General features: G+C 73.1%; 14 protein-coding genes. 10 read left to right on the top strand and 4 right to left on the bottom strand.

Annotation, left to right across the window (positions count from 1 at the left end; all coding sequences use genetic code 11):
* The first annotated feature begins 158 nt into the window (after positions 1-158).
* A complete protein-coding gene (locus LNW73_RS14870; protein WP_250990225.1) occupies positions 159-1,688 on the top strand; it encodes a DUF7059 domain-containing protein in 1,530 nt (509 codons plus the stop codon).
* A gap of 103 nt (positions 1,689-1,791) precedes the next feature.
* Here the strand turns inward: LNW73_RS14870 and LNW73_RS14865 are convergent, their stop codons facing one another.
* The 3 genes from LNW73_RS14865 to LNW73_RS14855 all read right to left on the bottom strand — a co-directional run bounded on the left by LNW73_RS14865 (position 1,792) and on the right by LNW73_RS14855 (position 3,055).
* Positions 1,792-2,055 carry a TM2 domain-containing protein gene (locus LNW73_RS14865; protein WP_138357097.1) on the bottom strand — a complete coding sequence of 88 codons (264 nt, stop codon included), beginning with the start codon at positions 2,053-2,055 and terminating at the stop codon, positions 1,792-1,794.
* Between the two features lie 144 nt (positions 2,056-2,199).
* On the bottom strand, positions 2,200-2,610 hold the full coding sequence (locus tag LNW73_RS14860; protein WP_250990224.1) for a DUF2752 domain-containing protein: 411 nt from the start codon (positions 2,608-2,610) through the stop codon (positions 2,200-2,202).
* Positions 2,603-3,055: a TM2 domain-containing protein gene (locus tag LNW73_RS14855; RefSeq protein WP_138357098.1), complete on the bottom strand. Its 453-nt coding sequence runs from the start codon at positions 3,053-3,055 to the stop codon at positions 2,603-2,605. The genes LNW73_RS14860 and LNW73_RS14855 overlap by 8 nt, the downstream gene beginning before the upstream one ends.
* A 117-nt stretch (positions 3,056-3,172) precedes the next feature.
* Between LNW73_RS14855 and LNW73_RS14850 the strand changes: the two genes are divergently transcribed.
* The 9 genes from LNW73_RS14850 (at position 3,173) to LNW73_RS14810 (ending at position 18,055) form a co-directional block, all read left to right on the top strand.
* Positions 3,173-4,171, top strand: coding sequence for an ArsR/SmtB family transcription factor (locus LNW73_RS14850; protein ID WP_250990223.1), 999 nt, complete (start codon positions 3,173-3,175; stop codon positions 4,169-4,171).
* Positions 4,172-4,271: 100 nt separating this feature from the next.
* Positions 4,272-5,354 carry an ABC transporter ATP-binding protein gene (locus tag LNW73_RS14845; RefSeq protein ID WP_250990222.1) on the top strand — a complete coding sequence of 361 codons (1,083 nt, stop codon included), beginning with the start codon at positions 4,272-4,274 and terminating at the stop codon, positions 5,352-5,354.
* Positions 5,354-6,145 (top strand): ABC transporter permease, encoded by a 792-nt coding sequence (locus LNW73_RS14840; RefSeq protein WP_250990221.1) that lies wholly within the window; start codon positions 5,354-5,356, stop codon positions 6,143-6,145. Before LNW73_RS14845 ends, LNW73_RS14840 begins: the two co-directional genes overlap by 1 nt.
* Before the next feature lie 10 nt (positions 6,146-6,155).
* A complete protein-coding gene (locus LNW73_RS14835; protein ID WP_250990220.1) occupies positions 6,156-6,953 on the top strand; it encodes an ABC transporter permease in 798 nt (265 codons plus the stop codon).
* A 115-nt stretch (positions 6,954-7,068) separates the two neighbouring features.
* Positions 7,069-7,263: a hypothetical protein gene (locus LNW73_RS14830; RefSeq protein ID WP_250990219.1), complete on the top strand. Its 195-nt coding sequence runs from the start codon at positions 7,069-7,071 to the stop codon at positions 7,261-7,263.
* Positions 7,264-7,435: 172 nt separating this feature from the next.
* Positions 7,436-10,264 carry a type I DNA topoisomerase gene (gene topA / locus LNW73_RS14825; protein ID WP_250990218.1) on the top strand — a complete coding sequence of 943 codons (2,829 nt, stop codon included), beginning with the start codon at positions 7,436-7,438 and terminating at the stop codon, positions 10,262-10,264.
* 89 nt (positions 10,265-10,353) lie between these two features.
* On the top strand, positions 10,354-13,872 hold the full coding sequence (gene tmk / locus LNW73_RS14820; protein WP_441349480.1) for a dTMP kinase: 3,519 nt from the start codon (positions 10,354-10,356) through the stop codon (positions 13,870-13,872).
* Positions 13,851-17,288, top strand: a complete 3,438-nt coding sequence (locus LNW73_RS14815; RefSeq protein WP_250990217.1) for a BTAD domain-containing putative transcriptional regulator — start codon at positions 13,851-13,853, stop codon at positions 17,286-17,288. Before tmk ends, LNW73_RS14815 begins: the two co-directional genes overlap by 22 nt.
* Before the next feature lie 56 nt (positions 17,289-17,344).
* Positions 17,345-18,055, top strand: coding sequence for a DsbA family oxidoreductase (locus LNW73_RS14810; RefSeq protein WP_250990216.1), 711 nt, complete (start codon positions 17,345-17,347; stop codon positions 18,053-18,055).
* 52 nt (positions 18,056-18,107) lie between these two features.
* Here the strand turns inward: LNW73_RS14810 and LNW73_RS14805 are convergent, their stop codons facing one another.
* Positions 18,108-19,934: a sigma-70 family RNA polymerase sigma factor gene (locus tag LNW73_RS14805; protein WP_374118100.1), complete on the bottom strand. Its 1,827-nt coding sequence runs from the start codon at positions 19,932-19,934 to the stop codon at positions 18,108-18,110.
* Positions 19,935-20,013: the final 79 nt, after the last annotated feature.

Below are 20,013 nucleotides of genomic sequence, written 5' to 3'. Positions count from 1 at the left end.
ACCCGACCGGACCGGCGACATGACGCGTTGACCGGACCGGCGACCCCGACCGGCGACATGACGCGCCCGGCGCGTCCCTGACCCGATCCGAGGACCCGACACGGCCCGGCACCCCTCCGAGGGGCGCCGGGCCGCGCTCGGTCCGCGACAATGGGGGCGTGAGTACCCCGCCCCTCTCCAAAGCCCCGCCCCTCCCCGCCCCGGACCACGCGGAACAGCTGCGTGACGCCCTGCGGGCCGCCGCCTTCACCGCCGACGGCTGCCTCGATCTGCTCGGCGCCACCGCCTACGCGGCCCTGTCCCGGGCCGAGACCGTGCCCGCGCTGCGCGCCACGCGCGGCGGCAGCCCGCTGGAGTCGCTGGTGCGGCTCTTCCTGCTGCAGCGGCCGGTGACCCACGAGCGGCTGCGCGCCGCCCTGCCCGTCGACGTGTGCCTCGCCGACGGCTGGCTGGTCAGGGAGGGCGACGAGCTGCGCGCCACCGTGGACGTACGCCCGTACGCCGGGGACGGCGGCGAGGACTGGTGGATCGTCTCCGACCTCGGCTGCGCCGTCGGCGGGGCCGGCGGCATCGGCACGGCGCCCGGCGTGGACCGGGCCGATCTGGTGCTGGGCGTCGGAGGGGCCTCCACGACGCTCGCGGGCCTCACCGTCCGCGACGCGGCGGGCTCCGCGCTCGACCTCGGCACCGGCTCAGGCGTCCAGGCACTGCACGCCTCCCGGCACGCCACCCGCGTCACCGCGACCGATGTGAACGCCCGCGCCCTGCACTTCGCGCGGCTCACCCTCGCGCTCTCCGGCGCGCCGGAGGCCGATCTGCGGCAGGGCAGCCTCTTCGAGCCGGTCGGCGAGGACCGCTTCGACCTGATCGTGTCCAACCCGCCGTTCGTCATCTCCCCGGCGGGCCGCTTCACGTACCGCGACGGCGGGATGCGGGGCGACGACCTCTGCCGCACCCTCGTCCAGCAGTCCGCCGCGCACCTCAACGACGGCGGCTACTGCCAGCTCCTCGCCAACTGGCAGCACACCGAGGGCGAGGACTGGCGGGAGCGGCTGGCCGGCTGGGTGCCGCGCGGCTGCGACGCCTGGATCGTGCAGCGCGAGGTCCAGGACATCACCCAGTACGCCGAGCTGTGGCTGCGCGACGGCGGTGACCACCGCGACGATCCCGAGCGGTACGCGGCCCGCTACGACGCCTGGCTGGACGAATTCGAGCAGCGCAAGGTCAAGGGCATCGGCTTCGGCTGGATCACCCTCCGCAAGTCCGGCTCCGACCGGCCGGCGATCACCGCCGAGGAATGGCCGCACCCGGTGGAGCAGCCGCTCGGCGCGCACATCAAGGACTGGTTCGTCCGCCAGGACTTCCTGCGCACGCACGACGACGCGGCGCTGCTGGAGGCGCGCTTCCGGCTCGCCGACGAGGTGGTGCAGGAGCAGGTGGGCCTGCCGGGCGCCGAGGACCCGGAGCACGTGGTGCTGCGCGCCAACCGCGGGATGCGGCGCGCCACCAAGGTCGACACGGTGGGCGCGGGCTTCGCGGGCGTGTGCGACGGGACGCTGCCGGCCGGCCGGATCCTCGACGCCATCGCGCAGCTGCTGGGGGAGGACCCGGTGATACTGCGCGACCGGACGCCGGACTCGATCCGGCTCCTCGTCGAGCAGGGGTTCCTGGACCCGGTGGACAACTGACCGGAGCCCATCGGGCACTGGTGCGCGCCGGAACACACCTCGGCCCGCTCCCGAGCGGAGTACGGAGAGCGGGCCGAGGCGGGGCGATCAGCGGGGCCGGGGATTAGCCCTGCAGCACACGACCGTTGGAATCGGTGCGGTCCTTGCTGGTGAAGAAGATGATGGCGTCGATGAACGACCAGATGCCGCAGCCGCCGAGGGTGAACAGCTGGCCGAGGGCCATGCCCGTGTGGCCGGTGTAGAAGCGCCCGATGCCGAGGGTGCCGAGGAAGAGCTGCAGCAGACCCGCGGTGATCTTGGACTTGTCCGACAGCGGACGACCCTGCGGGTCGTAACCGAACGGGGCGTCGGGCGTGGGCGTGGCCATGGATGGCTCCTTGCGTTGGGGACGAAACACCAAAGGGACGTGCGTAGGTGCCCCGCCCCCGATGCGTGGCTTGATCCTGGCAGCAACGCCTGTCGGGAGTCACATCATTTGACCTGACTTCATGAAAACGTGATCAGAGGTGTGCTAGTTGATGTTCCGCAGTACACCCCAGACCAGCGCCCCCGCGATGAGGACCGCCTGGTACCGGCCCGGGATCACCGGCCGGTACGTCCGGCCGCGCAGCCCCTCCGCGAGCCAGCGGCCGTAGAGGAACAGGCCCACCGGCGCGAGTACGAACAGGGCGGCGTTGTCATGGAATGCGCCGGGCACATCACCATGCATCAGGTCATAGACCATGCGCGTCGCACCGCACCCGGGACAGAGCAGCCCGGTCGCCCAGTTGAACGGGCAGCGGGGCAACAGGTGCCCCGGTTCGTGCGGGTTGGTCGTCCAGAGGTACCCGGCGCCCGCGAGGAGCGCGAGCGGGACCGAGGCCGGGTGCGAGACGAGACGCCGCACCCGGCCGGCGGTCGGCCGCAGTCGGGTTTCAGCCACGCAGGACGCGACCCTGCGAGTCGGTGTTGTTGTTGCCGGTCAGCAGGATGATGCCGTCGATCAGCGACCAGATGCCGCAGCCGCCGAGCGTGAAGAGCTGGCCGAGCGCCATGCCGATGTGGCCGGTGTAGAACCGGCCCACGCCGAAGCCGCCCAGGAACAGCGAGAGCAGCCCCGCCGTCACCTTCGACTTGTCGGAGTACGGGCGGCCGTAGGGGTCGTAGCCGTACGGGGCGGCCGGGTCGCCGGTGTACGCGCCGGGCTGCGCGTAGCCGGGCTGCATGCCCGGCTGCTGCGGGTAGCCGTAACCGGGCTGGCCGCCGGCCGGCTGGCCGTACGGGTTCTGCGGGGGCTGCTGCGGCTGGCCGTACTGCGGGTAGCCGTATGCCGCGCCCGGCTGCTGCTGCGGGTCCTGCGGCTGGCCGTACGGGTTCTGGTCGGACATGGCGGGTGGCTCCCCCTGCTGAGAAACGTCGGGCGTCGGACACATCGTTTTTCGGTCGACGCCGCACATCTTTCCAGCTCGCCCGAGTGCACGTCCCGCCCGGGGCAGAATGCGAGGGTGATCCGCATAGAACTCGACGAGGCGTCGCTGGGCCGCACACGCATCGCCATGAGTCCCCTGTGGGACGCGTTCTGCAGCCTCCACCTGGCGAAGCCGGGCCGGGAGCCGTCGTGGCCGTACCGGAAATGGGTCGGCCGGGCCCGGCACGTCCTGGCGTCCGACGACCGGACGGAACCGCTGCGCGCCCTGCTGGACGGCCCGCTCGGCTTCCCCGACTTCATGCTGCCGCGGCCGCTCGGCACCAGCTCGGTCGAGGCGGAACTGGACGTGCTGCGGGCCACCACGGGCGAAACGGTGCGGCTGCAGATCGCCGAGCACTTCCCCGACGGGCTGCCCGAGCTGTACCGCCCCTACCTCGACGATCCGCGCCGCGCCTGCGGCGAGCTCGCCGACGCCTACGCCGCCTACTGGTACGCCGTCCTCGAACCGCACTGGCCGGTCATGCGCCGGCTGGTCGAGGACGAGGTCCTCATCCGGGCCCGGACGTTCGCCACCGAGGGCGTCGACGCGCTCTTCGCCGGCCTGGAGGCCCGCGCCCGCTGGAACCCGCCGGTCCTGGAACTGACCAAGCACATCGAGGCCGACTACCGGGCGGGGGAGCGCAGTCTGCTGCTGGTGCCGCTGGTCTTCGCCGAGGGCTGCCGGCTGTACTCCACCGACGACCCGGGCGTCATGGCCGTCTCCTTCCAGGCCCGCGGCGCGGGCGCGCTGCGCGACGAGCCCGAGGAGCGCACCGACGACCGGCTCGGCGCGCTGCTCGGGCGCGGGCGGGCGGCCGTGCTGCGGGAGTTGGCCGCGCCGCTCACCACGGCCGGCCTCGCCGACCGGCTGGGGCTGGCGCCCTCGACGGTCTCGGAGCACCTGTCCGTGCTCGCCGAGGCCGACGTCGTCAGCCGCCACCGGGTCGGCCGCAGCGTCTACTACCAGCTCACGGACACCGGCCGGGCGCTGCTCGCGCTGCTCAGCGGGGAGAACGTGCTCCAAGCGGTCTCCTGACGACCGGGCCCCGGCCGGCCGTGACCGGCGGAACGGGTGACGATTCGGGGGCCACCGAATCAGTCGCCGGCGCCCGCCCCCGCTTCGTAGCGTCGCCCGCATGCTGGCAATCGACGCGCACAAGCTGCGGCGCACCTACCGTTCCCGCACCGGATGGCTGCGCCCGCGCACCACCGGGACCGAGGCCGTCCGCGGAGTCACCTTCCAGGTGCGGCGCGGCGAGCTGTTCGGCCTGCTCGGCCCCAACGGCGCGGGCAAGACCACCACGATCAAGATGCTCAACACGCTGCTGCTGCCCACCGGCGGCGCGGCCCGGGTCCTCGGCCATGACGTCGCCACCGACCCCGTCGCCGTACGCCGCAGGATCGGCTACGTCTTCGGCGGCGACCGCGGCCTGTACGAGCGGCTGTCCGCGCTCGACAACCTCCGCTACTTCGCCGAGCTGTACGGCGTCGAACCCCGTGAGCAGAAGCGCCGGATCGCCGAACTCCTCGACCTCACCGGGCTGACCGGGCGCGAACGCGAACGCGTCGAGGGGTACTCACGCGGAATGCGCCAGCGCCTGCACATCGCCCGCGGGCTGCTGCACCGGCCCGAGGTGCTGTTCCTCGACGAGCCGTCGATCGGCGTCGACCCGGTCGCCGCCCGCGAACTGCGCCGCACCGTCGCGGACCTGCGGGCGGGCGGCACGACCGTACTGCTCACCACCCATTACCTGGCCGAGGCCGACGAGTTGTGCGACCGCATCGCCGTCATCGCGGGCGGTGAGATCCGCGCGCTCGACACCCCGGAGCGGCTGAAGGCGCGCGTCCAGGAGCGCGCGGTCACCGAGATCGAGGCGTACGGGGCGGCCGAGGAGCAGCTGGCGGGAATCCGGGCGCTGCCGGGCGTACGCGGTGTCGCCGTCGAGGACCGCGGCCATGTCCAGGTGCTGACCGTCCAGGCGGAGCGCGACGCCGATCTGCACGGGCCGGTGCTCGGGGCCCTCGACGGTGTCCGCCTCGGCCGGATCACCAGCCGCGAACCCACCCTGGAGGACGCCTACGTGGCGATCGTGGAGGGAGCCGCCGCCCACGACGCGGCCGCCTACGAACCCGCCGCCCACGACGCGGTGACCCAAGAACCCGCCGCCCACGAAACCGCGGGCACCCACGAAACGCCGCTCCCCGAGGTGGCCGCGTGATGCGCGCGACGCGCGCGACGCGCAGAGCCCTGCGCCTCATCGCCGTCGGCGTCCGCACGCATGTCTCCTACATGTCGCGCTCCCCGCTGGAGATCACCTTCGCCGTCATCGTCCCGGTCGTCTACGCGACGCTGGCCGTCTATCTCTTCCGCGCCGCGGACCACCCCGAGCGGCTGCTCGAAGCGTCCGTCGGCGCGGGCCTGATGGGGATCTGGTCGTCGGTGCTGTTCGGCTCGGGAGGGGCGGTGCAGAACCAGCGCTGGCTCGGCACGCTGGAGACCCTGGTGGCCGCACCCGCGCCGCTCGGCCTGATCCTGCTGCCGATCACGCTGGCGACCGCGGTCGTCGGCACGTACGCGATGGGCGCGACACTGCTCTGGGGCACCGTGCTCTACGGGGTGCCGCTGACCTTCGCGCACCCGCTGCTCTTCCTTGTCGCGGTCCCGGTGTGCGTGCTGTCGCTCGGCATGATGGGGATGCTGCTGGCCTCGACGTTCGTGCTGCTGCGCAACGCGAACGCGCTGGCGAACCCGCTCGACCACCCCGTCTGGATGCTCTCCGGGATGCTCGTGCCGATCACCGTCCTGCCCACCTGGACCCGCCCGCTGTCCTGGGCGCTGCCCACCACCTGGGGCGCCCGCGCCGTGCACGCCGCGACCGCCGGGGGCGAGGTCGTCACGCCGATGCTCACCGGCCTCGGCGTCGGCGCGCTCTGGCTGCTGCTGGCCCTGCTCGCCCTGACCCGCGTCGAACGCCGCGCCCGCGCGGCCGCCACCCTCGCCCTCACGTAAGGAGCCGACCATGCGTCACCTCACCCGCTCCGCACGCCTCGTCGTGGTCGGCGGCACCATCTCCTACCGGGCGCTGTTCAACTGGACCTCGCCCGCGATGTTCACCGGCACCCTGCTCGCCGGGCCGCTGCTCCAGCTGGTCTTCTTCACCTTCCTGGGCCGTCAGCTCGGGGTCGCCGACGACCGGTTCCACATCCTCGGCAACGCGGTGCTGGCCTCGTCCACCGCCTGTGTGTACGGCGGCACCATGGCCATCGCGAACGAGCGCCGCTACGGCACGCTCGGCGCGGTGCTGCTCAGCCCCCGCAGCAGGACCGCCCTGTGGACCGGCCGCGCGCTGCCCTACGTCGTCAACGGGCTGTTCGTCACCGTCTTCACCCTTGCGGCGGGTGCCCTGCTGCTGGGGCTGCGGATCCCGGCCGCCGCCCTGCCCGGGCTGGCCGCCGCGATCGGCGCGGCCGCCCTGTCCTGCTCGGCCTTCGGAATCACCCTGGGCGCGCTCGGGCTGCGGTTCCGCGACGTCTTCCTCGTGTCGAACGTCGCGAGCGCCGTCCTGCTCCTGCTCACCGGCGCGAACGTGCCGCGCGGGACGCTGCCCGGCTGGATGCGGACGGCCGGCGACCTGCTGCCGCTGACCCACGCGACCGGTGCCGCCCGGGCGCTCGCCGCCGGGGGCAGCTGGCGGGCCGCGCTGCCCGGGATCGGGGCGGAGCTGGCGGTGGCCGCCGGGTACACCGTGCTGGCCGTCGTCCTGCTGCGGATCTTCGAGCGCGGCAGTCGGAAACGAGCCACGCTCGATGTGATGTAGCGCTCGGTTGTCGGCCGCCATTCACCCGGGGTTCGCCCGGACGCCGTACGGAGGTGCGAGTCTCCGGCGCGAGCCGTAAAAAGACCGTGGAGCCGCAGGAAGAAGGGGGACGGGCATGGAGAGCACACCCGCACTGTTCGCCGGAATGGTCTTCGCGCTGTCCGGGGCGGCGCTCCTGGTCTGGGCGGGGGCGCGCACAGCGGGTCGAGCGCCGGTGACCCAGGGCGGCGGCCCGGTGGGGGCGGCTCTGACCATTCTTTTCGGAGCGGTGTCGCTGCTCGCCGGCGTCTGGTGTCTCGCACAGGTATAAGCGCACGTCACGCCGCCTGGAAACGGACGGAGCCGCCGGGCCGTGCGGCAGGAATGACGGTTGTCGGGTTACCGTTCGAGTGGCGTTGCGGACTTTTCGCGTTTGACATGGGACCGGGATGTACGGTCACACTCCGCAGCGAACCCCCTTCGACCCGGAGAGAAGAGCGAAGTTGTCCCCGACCCGCGAGACCGCAAAGAGCGGCCGCCGACTCGTCATCGTCGAGTCGCCTGCCAAGGCGAAGACGATCAAGAGCTACCTCGGCCCGGGCTACGTGGTCGAGGCCAGCGTCGGGCACATCCGCGACCTCCCCAACGGGGCCGCCGAAGTGCCGGCGGAGTTCAAGGGCCAGCCGTGGGCTCGCCTCGGCGTCAACGTAGACAGTGACTTCGAGCCGATCTACGTCGTCAACGCCGACAAGAAGGCGCAGGTCAAGAAGCTCAAGGACCTGCTCAAGGACTCCGACGAACTCTTCCTCGCCACCGATGAGGACCGCGAGGGCGAGGCCATCGCCTGGCACCTGCAGGAAGTCCTCAAGCCCAAGGTCCCGGTCCGCCGGATGGTCTTCCACGAGATCACCAAGGAAGCGATCCAGGCCGCGGTGGCGAACCCGCGCGAGCTGAACCAGCCGCTCGTCGACGCCCAGGAGACCCGCCGCATCCTCGACCGGCTCTACGGCTACGAGGTCTCGCCGGTCCTGTGGAAGAAGGTCATGCCGCGCCTGTCGGCCGGCCGTGTCCAGTCCGTCGCCACCCGGCTCGTCGTCGAGCGGGAACGTGAGCGCATCGCGTTCCGCACCGCCGAGTACTGGGACCTGAGCGGCACCTTCGCCACCGGCCGCACGGGTGACGCCTCCGACCCGTCGACCGTCTCCGCCCGGCTGACCAGCGTCGACGGACGCCGCGTCGCCCAGGGCCGCGACTTCGACGCGTCGACCGGGCAGCTCAAGGACAACGCGACCGTCCTCCACCTGGACGAGGCCAACGCCCGCGCGCTGGCCGCCTCGCTCGCCGACAGCGCCTTCGCCGTCCGCAGCGTCGAGTCCAAGCCCTACCGCCGTTCTCCGTACGCTCCCTTCCGCACCACGACCCTGCAGCAGGAGGCCTCGCGCAAGCTGGGCTTCGGCGCCAAGGTGACGATGCAGGTAGCGCAGAAGCTGTACGAGAACGGCTTCATCACCTATATGCGTACGGACTCCACGACCCTGTCGGAGACCGCGATCAAGGCCGCCCGCGCGCAGGTCACCCAGCTCTACGGAGCCGAGTACCTCCCGGAGAAGCCGCGCGTCTACACCGGCAAGGTGAAGAACGCGCAGGAGGCGCACGAGGCGATCCGCCCCTCCGGCGACCGCTTCCGCACCCCCGCTGAGACCGGCCTGACCGGCGACCAGTTCCGGCTCTACGAGCTGATCTGGATGCGGACCGTCGCGTCCCAGATGAAGGACGCGGTCGGCAACTCCGTCACCGTGAAGATCGGTGGCACGTCGAGCGACGGCCGCGCGGCGGAGTTCTCCGCCTCCGGCAAGATCATCACGTTCCACGGCTTCATGAAGGCCTACGTCGAGGGCGCGGACGACCCGAACGCCGAGCTCGACGACCGTGAGCGGCGGCTGCCGCAGGTCAGCGAGGGCGACGGACTGACCGCCGAAGAGCTCACCGTCGACGGCCACGCCACCAAGCCGCCGGCCCGCTACACCGAGGCCTCGCTGATCAAGGAGCTCGAAGAGCGCGAGATCGGCCGCCCGTCGACGTACGCGTCGATCATCGGCACGATCCTGGACCGCGGCTACGTCTTCAAGAAGGGCACGGCCCTCGTGCCGTCCTTCCTGTCCTTCGCCGTGGTCAACCTGCTGGAGAAGCACTTCGGCCGGCTCGTGGACTACGACTTCACCGCCTCCATGGAGGAGGACCTCGACCGCATCGCCCGCGGTGAGGCCCAGGCCGTGCCGTGGCTGCGGCACTTCTACTTCGGTGGCAACGACTCCGCCGCCAAGGCCTCCGCGGCCGACGCCGGCAACGGCGACGGCGACCACCTCGGCGGCCTCAAGGAGCTCGTCGAGGACCTCGGCGCGATCGACGCCCGGGAGATCTCCTCCTTCCCCATCGGTGAGGGCATCGTGCTGCGGGTCGGCCGCTACGGCCCGTACATCGAGCGGGGCGAGAAGGGCGAGGAGAACCACCAGCGCGCGGACGTCCACGAGGAGCTGCCGCCGGACGAGCTGTCCGTCGCGTACGCCGAGGAGCTGTTCGCCAAGCCGAGCGGCGACTTCGAGCTGGGCACCGACCCGGCGACCGGCCGCCCGATCATCGCCCGTGACGGCCGCTACGGCCCGTACGTCACCGAGGTGCTGCCCGAGGACACTCCGAAGACCGGCAAGAACGCGATCAAGCCGCGTACCGCGTCGCTCTTCAAGTCCATGCAGCTCGACACGGTGACGCTCGCCGACGCCCTCAAGCTGATGTCGCTGCCGCGCGTCGTCGGCACGGACGCCGAAGGCGTCGAGATCACCGCGCAGAACGGCCGCTACGGCCCGTATCTGAAGAAGGGCACCGACTCGCGCTCCCTGGAGACCGAGGACCAGCTCTTCGACATCACCCTCGACGAGGCACTGGCGATCTACGCGCAGCCCAAGCAGCGCGGCCGCGCCGCCGCCAAGCCGCCGCTCAAGGAACTGGGCACCGACCCGGTCAGCGAGCGCCCGGTCGTCGTCAAGGACGGCCGCTTCGGCCCGTACGTCACCGACGGCGAGACGAACGCGACGCTGCGGACCGACGACGACGTCGAGACCATCACGCCGGAGCGCGGCTACGAGCTGCTCGCCGAGAAGCGTGCCAAGGGTCCGGCGAAGAAGAAGGCCACGGCGAAGAAGGCCCCCGCCAAGAAGGCCGCCACGAAGAAGGCTCCCGCCAAGACGACTGTGGCCAAGAAGACCGTGGCGAAGAAGACCACGGCCAAGAAGACCACCGCGAAGAAGACCTCGGCGGCGCAGACCACCGAATAACCCGCCGTAACGCCGGCCCGTCCATGACCCCCCGCCTGTTTGTTCGGGCGGGGGGTCATGGATTTCCGTGCTCCGGATAGGCTGTCCGAATGACGCGAATCGAGCGGCCAAGGGACGTGACCGACGCTTTCGCCGGCGACCTCGCGGCGGACTCGCGCGAGCGGGCGGTAGGTGCCCTGCTGAAGATCCCGCCGCTGCGGAAGCTGTGGAGCGCCCAGCTCACCGGAGGCATCGCCGACCGGCTCGGCATGCTGGTGCTGATCTGGCTGACCGTGCAGGCGGCCGTCCTCGCCGGGTCCTTCGGCGGCGGCTACCGGGGCGCGGCCTTCGCCGTCGCCGCGGTGCTCGGCGTCCGGCTGGTGTCCACCCTGCTCTTCGGCGCCGTGCTGCTCGGCCCGCTGTCGGCGCTCACCGCGACCGCCGGCGCCCTCGACCGCCGCTGGACCATGATCGGCGCGGACGGCGCACGGCTGGCGCTGTTCATCGTCGCTCCGCTGTGGATCACCTGGGTCCCGTCCTCCGCCGTCACCTGGCTGCTCGTCACCGCCTTCGTGGCCGGTATCGCCGAACGCCTGTGGACGGTCGCCAAGGACGGCGCGGCTCCCGGGCTGCTCCCCGTCCCGACCCCCGGCGACACGGCCGTACGCCCGGCCCCCGACCACCTCGCGACGCTCCACCGCCTCGACCTGCGCACCGGGTTCGTCGCCCTGCCGCTCGCCGCGGCCGCGCTCGTCGTCGTGACCCTGCTGAACAGCCTGCTCGCGCTCGGCGTGGACTGGTTCGACCTCCACCAGGTCGCGCTGTCCTCCTACGTCGCCGCCGGGCTGTTCTCCGCGTCCATCGCGGTCCTGTACTTCCTCGAACTGCCCGACACCACGACGGTCCGCCCGCACTCCCCGCTCGAAGGCCTCCGGCTCCCCAAGGGACCCGACGGCTCCGAGCGCGGCCGCACGGGCGCCCTCCCGCTCCTCGTCCTGGCCACCGCGGGCGTGGCCGGCTCGATCGCCGCCGCCGTCGCCCTGTCGGTGCTGCACGCACTGGACCTCGGCTTCGGCCCGGTCGGCTTCGGACTCCTCGTCCTGGCACTGACCGCGGGCACCGTCACCGGCATCCGGGTCGGACCGCGCACCCTGCCGACCCTCTCGCGCCGCCGCCTGCTGGCCATCGCCATCGCCGTCACCGGCCTCGCGCTGCTGCTCACCGGTCTGGTCCCCGACCAGACGACCGTCCTGCTGCTGGCGGCCCTCGCCGGCACGGCCGCCGGCGTCACCGCCAACACCGGCCACCTCCTCATCGAGCAGGAGGCCGAGGAGCAGCGCCGCGCGCGCACCACCGACCACCTGCACGCCGTCGTCCGCGTCGCGGTCGCCGTCGCCGCCATCGGCGCCCCGGTGCTCGCCGGACTCATCGGCCCGCACCGCCTCGCCAACGGGCACTTCACCTTCCAGCACGGCGGCGCCGCCTTCACGCTCATCCTGATCGGCGCGCTCCTGCTGCCGGTCGCCGCACTCGTCCTGGGCAAGACCGACGACCGCCAGGGCGTACCGCTCCGCCGCGACCTGCGCGAGGCCCTGCGCGGCGGCGAGCCCGCCGCGGCACCCTCCGCCACCGGCTTCTTCATCGCCATAGAGGGCGGCGACGGCGCCGGGAAGTCCACCCAGGTCGAGGCGCTCTCCGAATGGATCCGCGCCAAGGGCCACGAGGTCGTCGTCACCCGCGAACCGGGCGCGACCGCCGTCGGCAAGCGGCTCCGCTCGATCCTGCTGGACGTCTCGTCCGCCGGCCTGTCGCACCGCGCCGAGGCGCTGCTGTACGCCGCCGACCGGGCGGAACACGTCGACTCCGTCGTCCGTCCCGCCCTGGAGCGCGGCGCCGTCGTGATCTCCGACCGCTACATCGACTCCTCCGTCGCCTACCAGGGCGCCGGCCGCGACCTGGCCCCCACGGAGATCGCCCGCATTTCCCGCTGGGCTACCGACGGACTGGTCCCCAACCTGACGGTCCTCCTCGACGTCTCGCCCGAAGCGGCCCGCGAGCGCTTCACCGAGGCCCCGGACCGGCTCGAGTCCGAGCCCGCCGAATTCCACCACCGGGTCCGCGCCGGCTTCCTGACCCTGGCCGCCGCCGACCCCTCCCGCTACCTCGTCATCGACGCCGGCCAGGAGCCCGAAGCGGTCACCACCGTGGTCCGGCACCGCCTCGACCAGGCCCTGCCGCTCTCCCAGCAGGAGATCGAGGCACGCGAGGAAGCCCGCCGCCAGGCCGAGGAAGCCGCCCGCATCCGCGCCGAGGAGGAGGCCGCCCGGCTCGCCGAGGAAGCCCGCCTCGAAGCCGAACGCCAGGCCCAGCTCGCCCGGCTCCGTGAGGAGGAGGCCGAGCGCCAGCGGGAGATCGAGGAGGCCGCCCGCCGCGAGGCCGCCGAGCAGGAGGCCGAAGCGGCCCGCCTGCGCGCCGAGGAGGCCGCCCGCCTCGCCGAGGAGGAACGGCTCCGGCTCGCCGCCGAAGAGGCCGCCCGCAGCGCCGAACAGGACCGGCTGCGCCGCCAGGCCGAGGAGGAGTCCCGGCTCCGCGCCGAGGCCGAGGCCCGCCGCCTGGAGAAGCAGCGCAAGGCCGAGGACGCCCTGCGCCGCGCCGAAGAGGCCCGCGCGGCGGCTGCCGCTGCCGCGGCGGCAGCAGCGGCCGCCGCCAGCAACGCTACGCAGACCGTGGAGACCCCGAAGCCGGCCCCCAAGGCCCCGGAGGCGGAGACCACCGTCCTGCCGCAGGTCCCGAAGACCCCGAAGGCCCCGGCGGCGGACGAGACCGCCGTCCTCCCGAAGACTCCGAGGACCCCGAAGGCTCCGGCCTCCGCCGCCGACGAGACCGCCGTCCTGCCGTCGGTCCCGCCTTCGGCCGCCGACGAGACGGCCGTCCTGCCGCCGGTCCGCCCGGAACCTGCGGACCGCGGCCCGGCCGACCGCGTCCCGCCCGGCTTCTTCCGCCCGGAGACGACCCCCGACAACGAGCGCACCCGCGAACTCCCCGCGATCAACCCGGACAAGGCCCCCCGGCCCGCCGCCCCCGCTCCGACTGGGCCGAGGAAACCCCCCTGGACGACCTCCCCACCCTGGCGGACGAACTCCTGGGCACCCACGACGACGACGGCCCTACGGGCCGGTAGCCTCCGGCGGGGGGTGCGGGTACGACGGCGCCCGCCCCGCCGTCACGCCTGCGGCAGGCTGTTCGCCCACCCACCCGCCCGTCGCGTACCGGCGGCGTTCGTGCACGTCGCCACCCGGCCCGCCGTTGCGCCTGCGGCGGGCTTTCCCCACCCATCCGCCCGATGCCGGCACCGATGCAGGCGCGTCGGCATCCGCCCGCAGACTCGACGCAGGCGCAGCCCAAGGGACCCGGGGCGGTGTTCCACCCTCGTCCCGCGCCAACAGGTGGGTTGTGACGTGAGGGGGACGGGGCCGCAGGGGTGGGGTTTCGAAATGCTGCCGAGCTATTTGTGGGCGGCCACGCCCGTAAATAGTCGATTTCGAAGCCCCACCCCGGAGGGCCCGGCCCCCGCACCCACGAACCACCCGCACACCAACCCGGCAGAATGGACGACGTGCGGTACCTGATCCTCGGCACCACGGAAGCACGTGACCCCGCCGGCGCCCCCGTCCCCCTAGGCGGCAGCCGGCTCCGCGCCCTGCTCGCCGCCCTCGCCCTCCACGCCGACCGCCCCGTCTCCGCCGACGCCCTCATCGCGGAGGTCTGGGGCCCGGACACCGACCTCCCGCACGACGCGAGCGGCGCGCTGCAAGCGCTCGTCTCCCGTCTGCGCCGCGCCCTCGGCAAGGACGTCGTGACCTCCGGCCCCGGCGGCTACCGCCTCCGCACCGGACCCGGCGACGTGGACCTCAACCTCTTCGAGCGGCTCGCCGCAGAAGGCGCCGCCGCCCTCGACGCGGGCGACCCGGAGACCGCCGCGAGCACACTGCGCGAGGCACTCGCCCTGTGGCGCGGCCCGGCGTTCGCGGATCTGCCGGACCGGCTGTCGGCGGCGGCCCGCCCCGAAGCGCTGCGCCTCACGGCGCTGCACCGCAGGATCGACGCGGACCTGGCCTGTGGACGCGCGGCCGAGACGCTGCCCCAGCTGCGGGAGCTGGTCGCGGACCACCCGCTGGACGAGCCGTTCCACGTACAGCTGATCAGGGCGCTGCGCGCCGCGCACCGCTCCGCGGACGCGCTCGTGGCGTACGAACAGGCCCGCAGAGCGCTGGCGGACCGGTTGGGCGCGGACCCGGGCCCGGAACTCCGCAAGCTGCACGCCCAACTCCTGGCAACCGACGAAGCACCCGCACCGACCACACCCACCCCCACCACCCCCGCACCCACACCCCCCAAAGCCCCGCAGGGAAACCTCCGCCCCAGACTCACCAGCTTCGTGGGCCGCGAGCTCGAACTCCTCGAAATCCGGGCCGACGTGGCGCAGTCGCGCCTGGTGACGCTCACCGGACCCGGCGGTTCCGGTAAGACCCGTCTCTCGGAAGAGGCGGGCACGGCGCTGACCGGATCCGATTACCCCGACGGCGTCTGGATCGCGGAACTGGCGCCGCTCGACCACCCCGAAGCGGTGCCGCAGGCGGTCCTGAGCGCTCTCGGCCGCCGGGACACGACGATCTTCGGCGTGGCCCGCGAGGGCATCAAGGGTTCGGTCGGCGGCGCGGGCGCCGACCCCGGCGATCCGACCGTGCGCCTGCTGGAGCACTGCGCGCAGCGCCGGCTGCTGCTCGTGCTGGACAACTGCGAGCATGTGATCGGCGCCGCCGCCGAGTTGGCGGCCGAACTGCTCGCCGCGTGCCCCGGCGTCACGGTGCTGGCGACGAGCAGGGAGCCGCTGGGAGTGCCGGGCGAGACGGTGCGCCCGGTGGAGCCGCTGTCGCCGACGACCGCGCACCGGCTGTTCGCCGAGCGCGCCGCGGCCGTGCGGCCGGGGTTCGACCCGGAGCAGGACGTGGCGGCCGTGGACGAGATCTGCCGCCGGCTGGACGGTCTGCCACTGGCGATCGAACTGGCCGCGGCCCGGCTGCGCATGCTGTCCCCGCGGCAGATCGCCGACCGCCTGGACAACCGGTTCCGCCTGCTCACCAGCGGCAGCCGCACGCTCCTGCCGCGTCAGCAGACGCTGCGCGCGGTCGTCGACTGGAGCTGGGACCTGCTGTCGGAGGAGGAGCACGCGGCGCTGCGCAGTCTGAGCGTCTTCGCGGGCGGCTGGACGCTGGCCGCCGCCGAGGCGGTGGTCGGCGGGGACGACGTCATCGAGCTGATCGGCCAGCTGGTCGACAAGTCCCTGGTGGTCGCGGCACAGCCGGACAAGAACACCGAGGACGACGGCACGGAGACCGGCACTGAGCCGGAGACCGGCACCGGCACCGGCACCGGCACCGGCACGGCGATCCGGACCGAGGACGGCGTCCGCTACCGTTTCCTGGAGACGATCCACGAGTACGCGGCCGAACGCGCCCTGGAGCGCCCGCAGGAGCTGGCCGCGGCCGCCCGCCGCCACACCCACTACTTCCGCGGTTTCGTGCGGGCCGCCGACCCGCAACTGCGCACCGCCCGCCAACTGGTGTGGCTGCGCCGGGTGGAGGCCGAGCTCGACAACATCCGCGCGGCACTGCAACGGGCGATCACGGCACGGGACGAGGCGGACGCGCTGCCCCTGGCCGTGGACATGGGCTGGTTCTGGTGGCTGCGGAACTACCGGGAGGAGGGCGCCGGCTGGCTGGGCCGGGTCATCGCGATGAGCGAACCGGGCGAGTACGACGGCCCGTCCTACTGGGACCGGATGGACGCCCGGCTGCTGCTGTTCTTCGTGAGCACGGACCACGCCTCGGAGGAGTTCCTGAACGCTCCGCCGGTGCAGGAGACGGCCGCGCTGATCGCCGATGTGTACGGGGAGGCGGGTGCGGCCTCGGCCCGTTTCCCCGGCCTGCTGTGGCCGATCGCGAGCTACGTCGGCGGCGGCCGGCTGGCGATCCGCGAGTGCACGGACATGGTCGTCGCGAACTGCCGTGAGTACGGCGACGACTGGGCGCTCGCGGCCGCGCTGATGTTCCGTACGCACGTCACCATCGACCTGCCCGGCGGACTGGCCCGTGCCACCGACGACTGGAGCGAGCTGACGGCCCTCAGCGGCCGCGTCGGCGACCGCTGGATGCTCGCGCAGGTGCACGGCGCGCGTGCCGAGATGGAGGTCATGTGGGGCGAGTATGCGGCGGCCCGCGCCGACTTCGAGGCGGCGCTCCGGCTCGGCGAGGAGCTCGGCGCCCGCGCCGAGGGGCCGTTCCTCGTCGGGCGGATGGCCGAGCTGGCCATCCGTTCGGGTGACTACGCCGAGGCCGAGAAGCTCTGCCGCCGGGCCGAGGAGGGGGCGGAGCAGTTCGGGGTGATGGACGCGCGGAACTACGTCCGCGCCCTGTCCGCGGGGCTGTCGCTGCGCCGCGGCGATGTGCGGCGGGCCCGTGAGCTGAGCGTGCTGGCCCGTGACGAGGCGAGCCAGGGGACTCCGCCGCCGGTCTTCGCGGTGGTTCTCGCCGGCCTCTTCGCGCGGATCGCGGCCGCGGAAGGCGATCCGCGGGACGCGCTGGCCCAGGCGAGCGGCGCGGTGCGGCTGGGCATCGACACGGGCTGTACGGAGCCGATGATCGCGGGGCTGCTGGAGTACGGGGTCGAGCTCCTCGTCGAGCTGGGCGAGCCGGCCGCCGCCGCACGGCTGCAGGGGGCGTCGTCGGCGCTGCGCGGACCGCTGCTGCCGCGTACGGTGCCCGAGACGGTGAGCTTCCGCGAGGCGGAGGCGGGCGCGCGTGCCGCGCTGGGCGACGCCGGATACGAGGCCGCGTACAGGGACGGCGAGGGACTGGACCTGGAGGCCACGGCCGCCACCCTCGCGGCAGCGGCAGCGGCAGCGGCAGCGGCAGCGGCAGCGGCAGTCGCCGCCCCTGCCTCCGCCCCCGCCCCTGCCCCCGCCCCCGCCCCCGCCGGGGAATAGCTCCGCACCGGTCACCGTTGCTGAATATTGATCATTCAAGCAATTTGGGAGTGTCCGTGAAGGTCGAGATCTACAGCGACATCGCCTGCCCGTGGTGCCACGTCGGCAAGGCCCGCTTCGAGCGCGCCCTCGCCGCCTTCCCGGGGGCCGCGTCCGTCGAAGTGGTCTACCGGCCGTTCCAGCTCGACCCGGCCGCCCCCGAGAAGCCGCAGCCGCACCGCGAGGTGCTGGCCGCCAAGTACGGGCCGCAGGCCCTCGCCATGGACGAGAAGATCACCCAGCTCGGCGCGGCCGAAGGCCTGATCTTCGATTTCGACACCGTCGTCGAGAACAACTCGCTGCTCGCCCACCGCCTGCTGCGCTTCGTCCTCGACACCTACGGTCACGCCGCGCAGGCACGCCTCAAGGGCCGGCTCCTCGACGCCCACTTCGGTGAGGCCCTGGACATCGGCGACCGCGAGCGCCTCGCCGACGCCGCCGTGGCCGTCGGCCTGGACCGTGCGCCGGTCGCCGCGTTCCTCGCCGGTGACGACCTCGTCGACGAGGTGACCGGGGAGATCGACGAGGCCCGGCAACTCGGCATCACGGCCGTCCCGACCTTCGTCTTCGAGGGCAAGTGGATGGTCCAGGGCGGCCAGGAGACGTCCACGTTCCTCCGTGCCCTGGAACAGGTCGCCAAGGAGACCGGAACGGTCGTGACGGACCAGGACGGCGGCGCGTGTGCCGACGGAGCCTGCGAGGTCCCGGCGAAGGACCACGAGCACTAGAGCGAGCGCTGGAGCGACCACTAGGGCTGACCCCGGCCGATCAGGAACAGCCCTACTGGCAGCTGATGCTGGACTGCGCCCAGTCCGCCACGTTCACGAACTGGTAGCGCTCGGCGGACTCGACGACCAGCCGGATCGTCTTCTGCCCGGCGATCCGGACACTCACCGGCACCGCCGCGTCGCCCCCGCGCACCACCGGCGACCGCCACAGCCGCCCGTTGTCGCCGTAGACGGAGAAGCGGACCGCGCCCAGGCCCATCGTCATGTCGTCGACACCGGCCAGTGCGTCGTACGTCGTGCAGCTGCGGTTGAGGTCGATGAGCACGGACGACGGGGAGCGCACGGTGATGCCGTGCTCGTACTCCTCGCCGCCGATGTTCAGGCCCCAGCGGTCCCAGACCCAGCTGCTGCGCCCGAGCCGCACCGTCGGCTTCGTGTCGTCACCGACCCCGCTCCACCCCAGCTGGTTGATCTGGAAGACGGTGGGAGCGGGGGGCGGGGCGGGACTGGGGGTGGGCGTGGGTGTGGGTGTCGGCTCCGGGGCGGGGGTGGTCGGCGTGGGGGCGGGCGTCGGCGACGGCTTCGGCTTCGGCTGAGCGACGGGAACGGCGGGCTTGGGCGTCGGCTTCGGCGCCGGCGGCTTCGGTGCCGCCTTCGGCGGTTCGGGGCTCGGCCCCGGCTTCGGGGGCGGTGTCGGCGGCGGTGTGGTGACGGGCACCACCACCGCCGGCTTGGCCTGCGGCTTCGGCGCGGGCGCGCCGTCCCCGATGTTCATCGCGGCGAACGCGATACCGGCGGCGGCGACCACCACGGCCGCCACGATCCCGGCCTTCACGGGCGCGCCGAGACCCTCGGCCGCGGCGCCTCCGCCGGCGGCGCCGGCTCCCGCACCGCCACCCGACGCGACGCCCGAGGCGGCGGCTGCCGCACCTCCGGCGGCACTCGCCACTCCGACGCCTGCCACGATGCCGGCCACCTTCGCCGCGTACGCGGCGGCGAACCAGCCGATGACCGCGACCGGCAGCAGGCCCTTGAGCGCGGAGTTGACGTCGGCCAGCTCCAGCGCCGCCGCCCGGCACCGCTCGCACTCCTTGAGGTGCTTGCTCAACTCCCGGTCCGCACGCATCCGCAGACCGCCGCGCGCATGCGCGCCGAGCCGGTCGGCGTAGCGCGCGCAACTGCTGCCGGTGGTCAGCGTCGAGCTGACGTGCGCCTGCAGATAGGCCTGCCGCAGGCCCTCGCGGGCCCGGTGCGCCAGTACCGCCGTGGCGTTGGCGGTCAGACCGAGCAGCGGTGCGATCTCGCTCGGCGACTCCTCCTCGACGGCGGTGTGCCACAGCACCGTCTGCCACCGCTCGGGCAGCGTACGGAACGCCCGGATGGCCAGCGACTGCTCGGCGTCGTGCATGGCGCGGACGTCCGCGCCCAGATCCAGCGTGTCCTCGTTCGTGGACGAGCCCGCCGCCGTCACCGCGAACACCGCGAAGTCCTCGACGAGTTGCTCGCGCCGGGCGGTGTTGCCCCAGGACGCGGCGACGCGCCGGACCGTCGTCAACAGGTAGGCGCGCACCGCCGAGTCGGGACCGCTGCCGCCGCGCACCGCCTGGAGCGTGCGCGCGAAGACCTCGCCGGTCAGGTCCTCCGCGGTGTGCGCGTCCCGGCAGCAGCTGCGGGCATAGCGGCGTACCGAGTCGGCGTGGCGCCGGTACAGCTCCTCGTACGAGCTGTCGTCACCACCGCGTACCCGGGCGACCAGATCGGCGTCCGACAGCGGTACGTGGGACTCCGGTTCACGCTGCTCGGGAACCCGGCGCGATGGCAGTCCGCCGCCCGCTTCCGCACTTGCAGCAGCGTTCGACTCGCCGTTTGCCTCGTCCACCGCGCCAGGGTGTCACACCTGGTGCATCCCGAGATATGCCGCGACAGGGAACCACTCGTCCGGGGAGCTTTCGCTCACC

Source organism: Streptomyces sp. RKAG337, from assembly GCF_023701715.1.
Lineage (GTDB): Bacteria > Actinomycetota > Actinomycetes > Streptomycetales > Streptomycetaceae > Actinacidiphila.
Note: the sequence above shows the minus strand (reverse complement) of the source record. Positions and strands in the feature narration are given on the sequence as shown.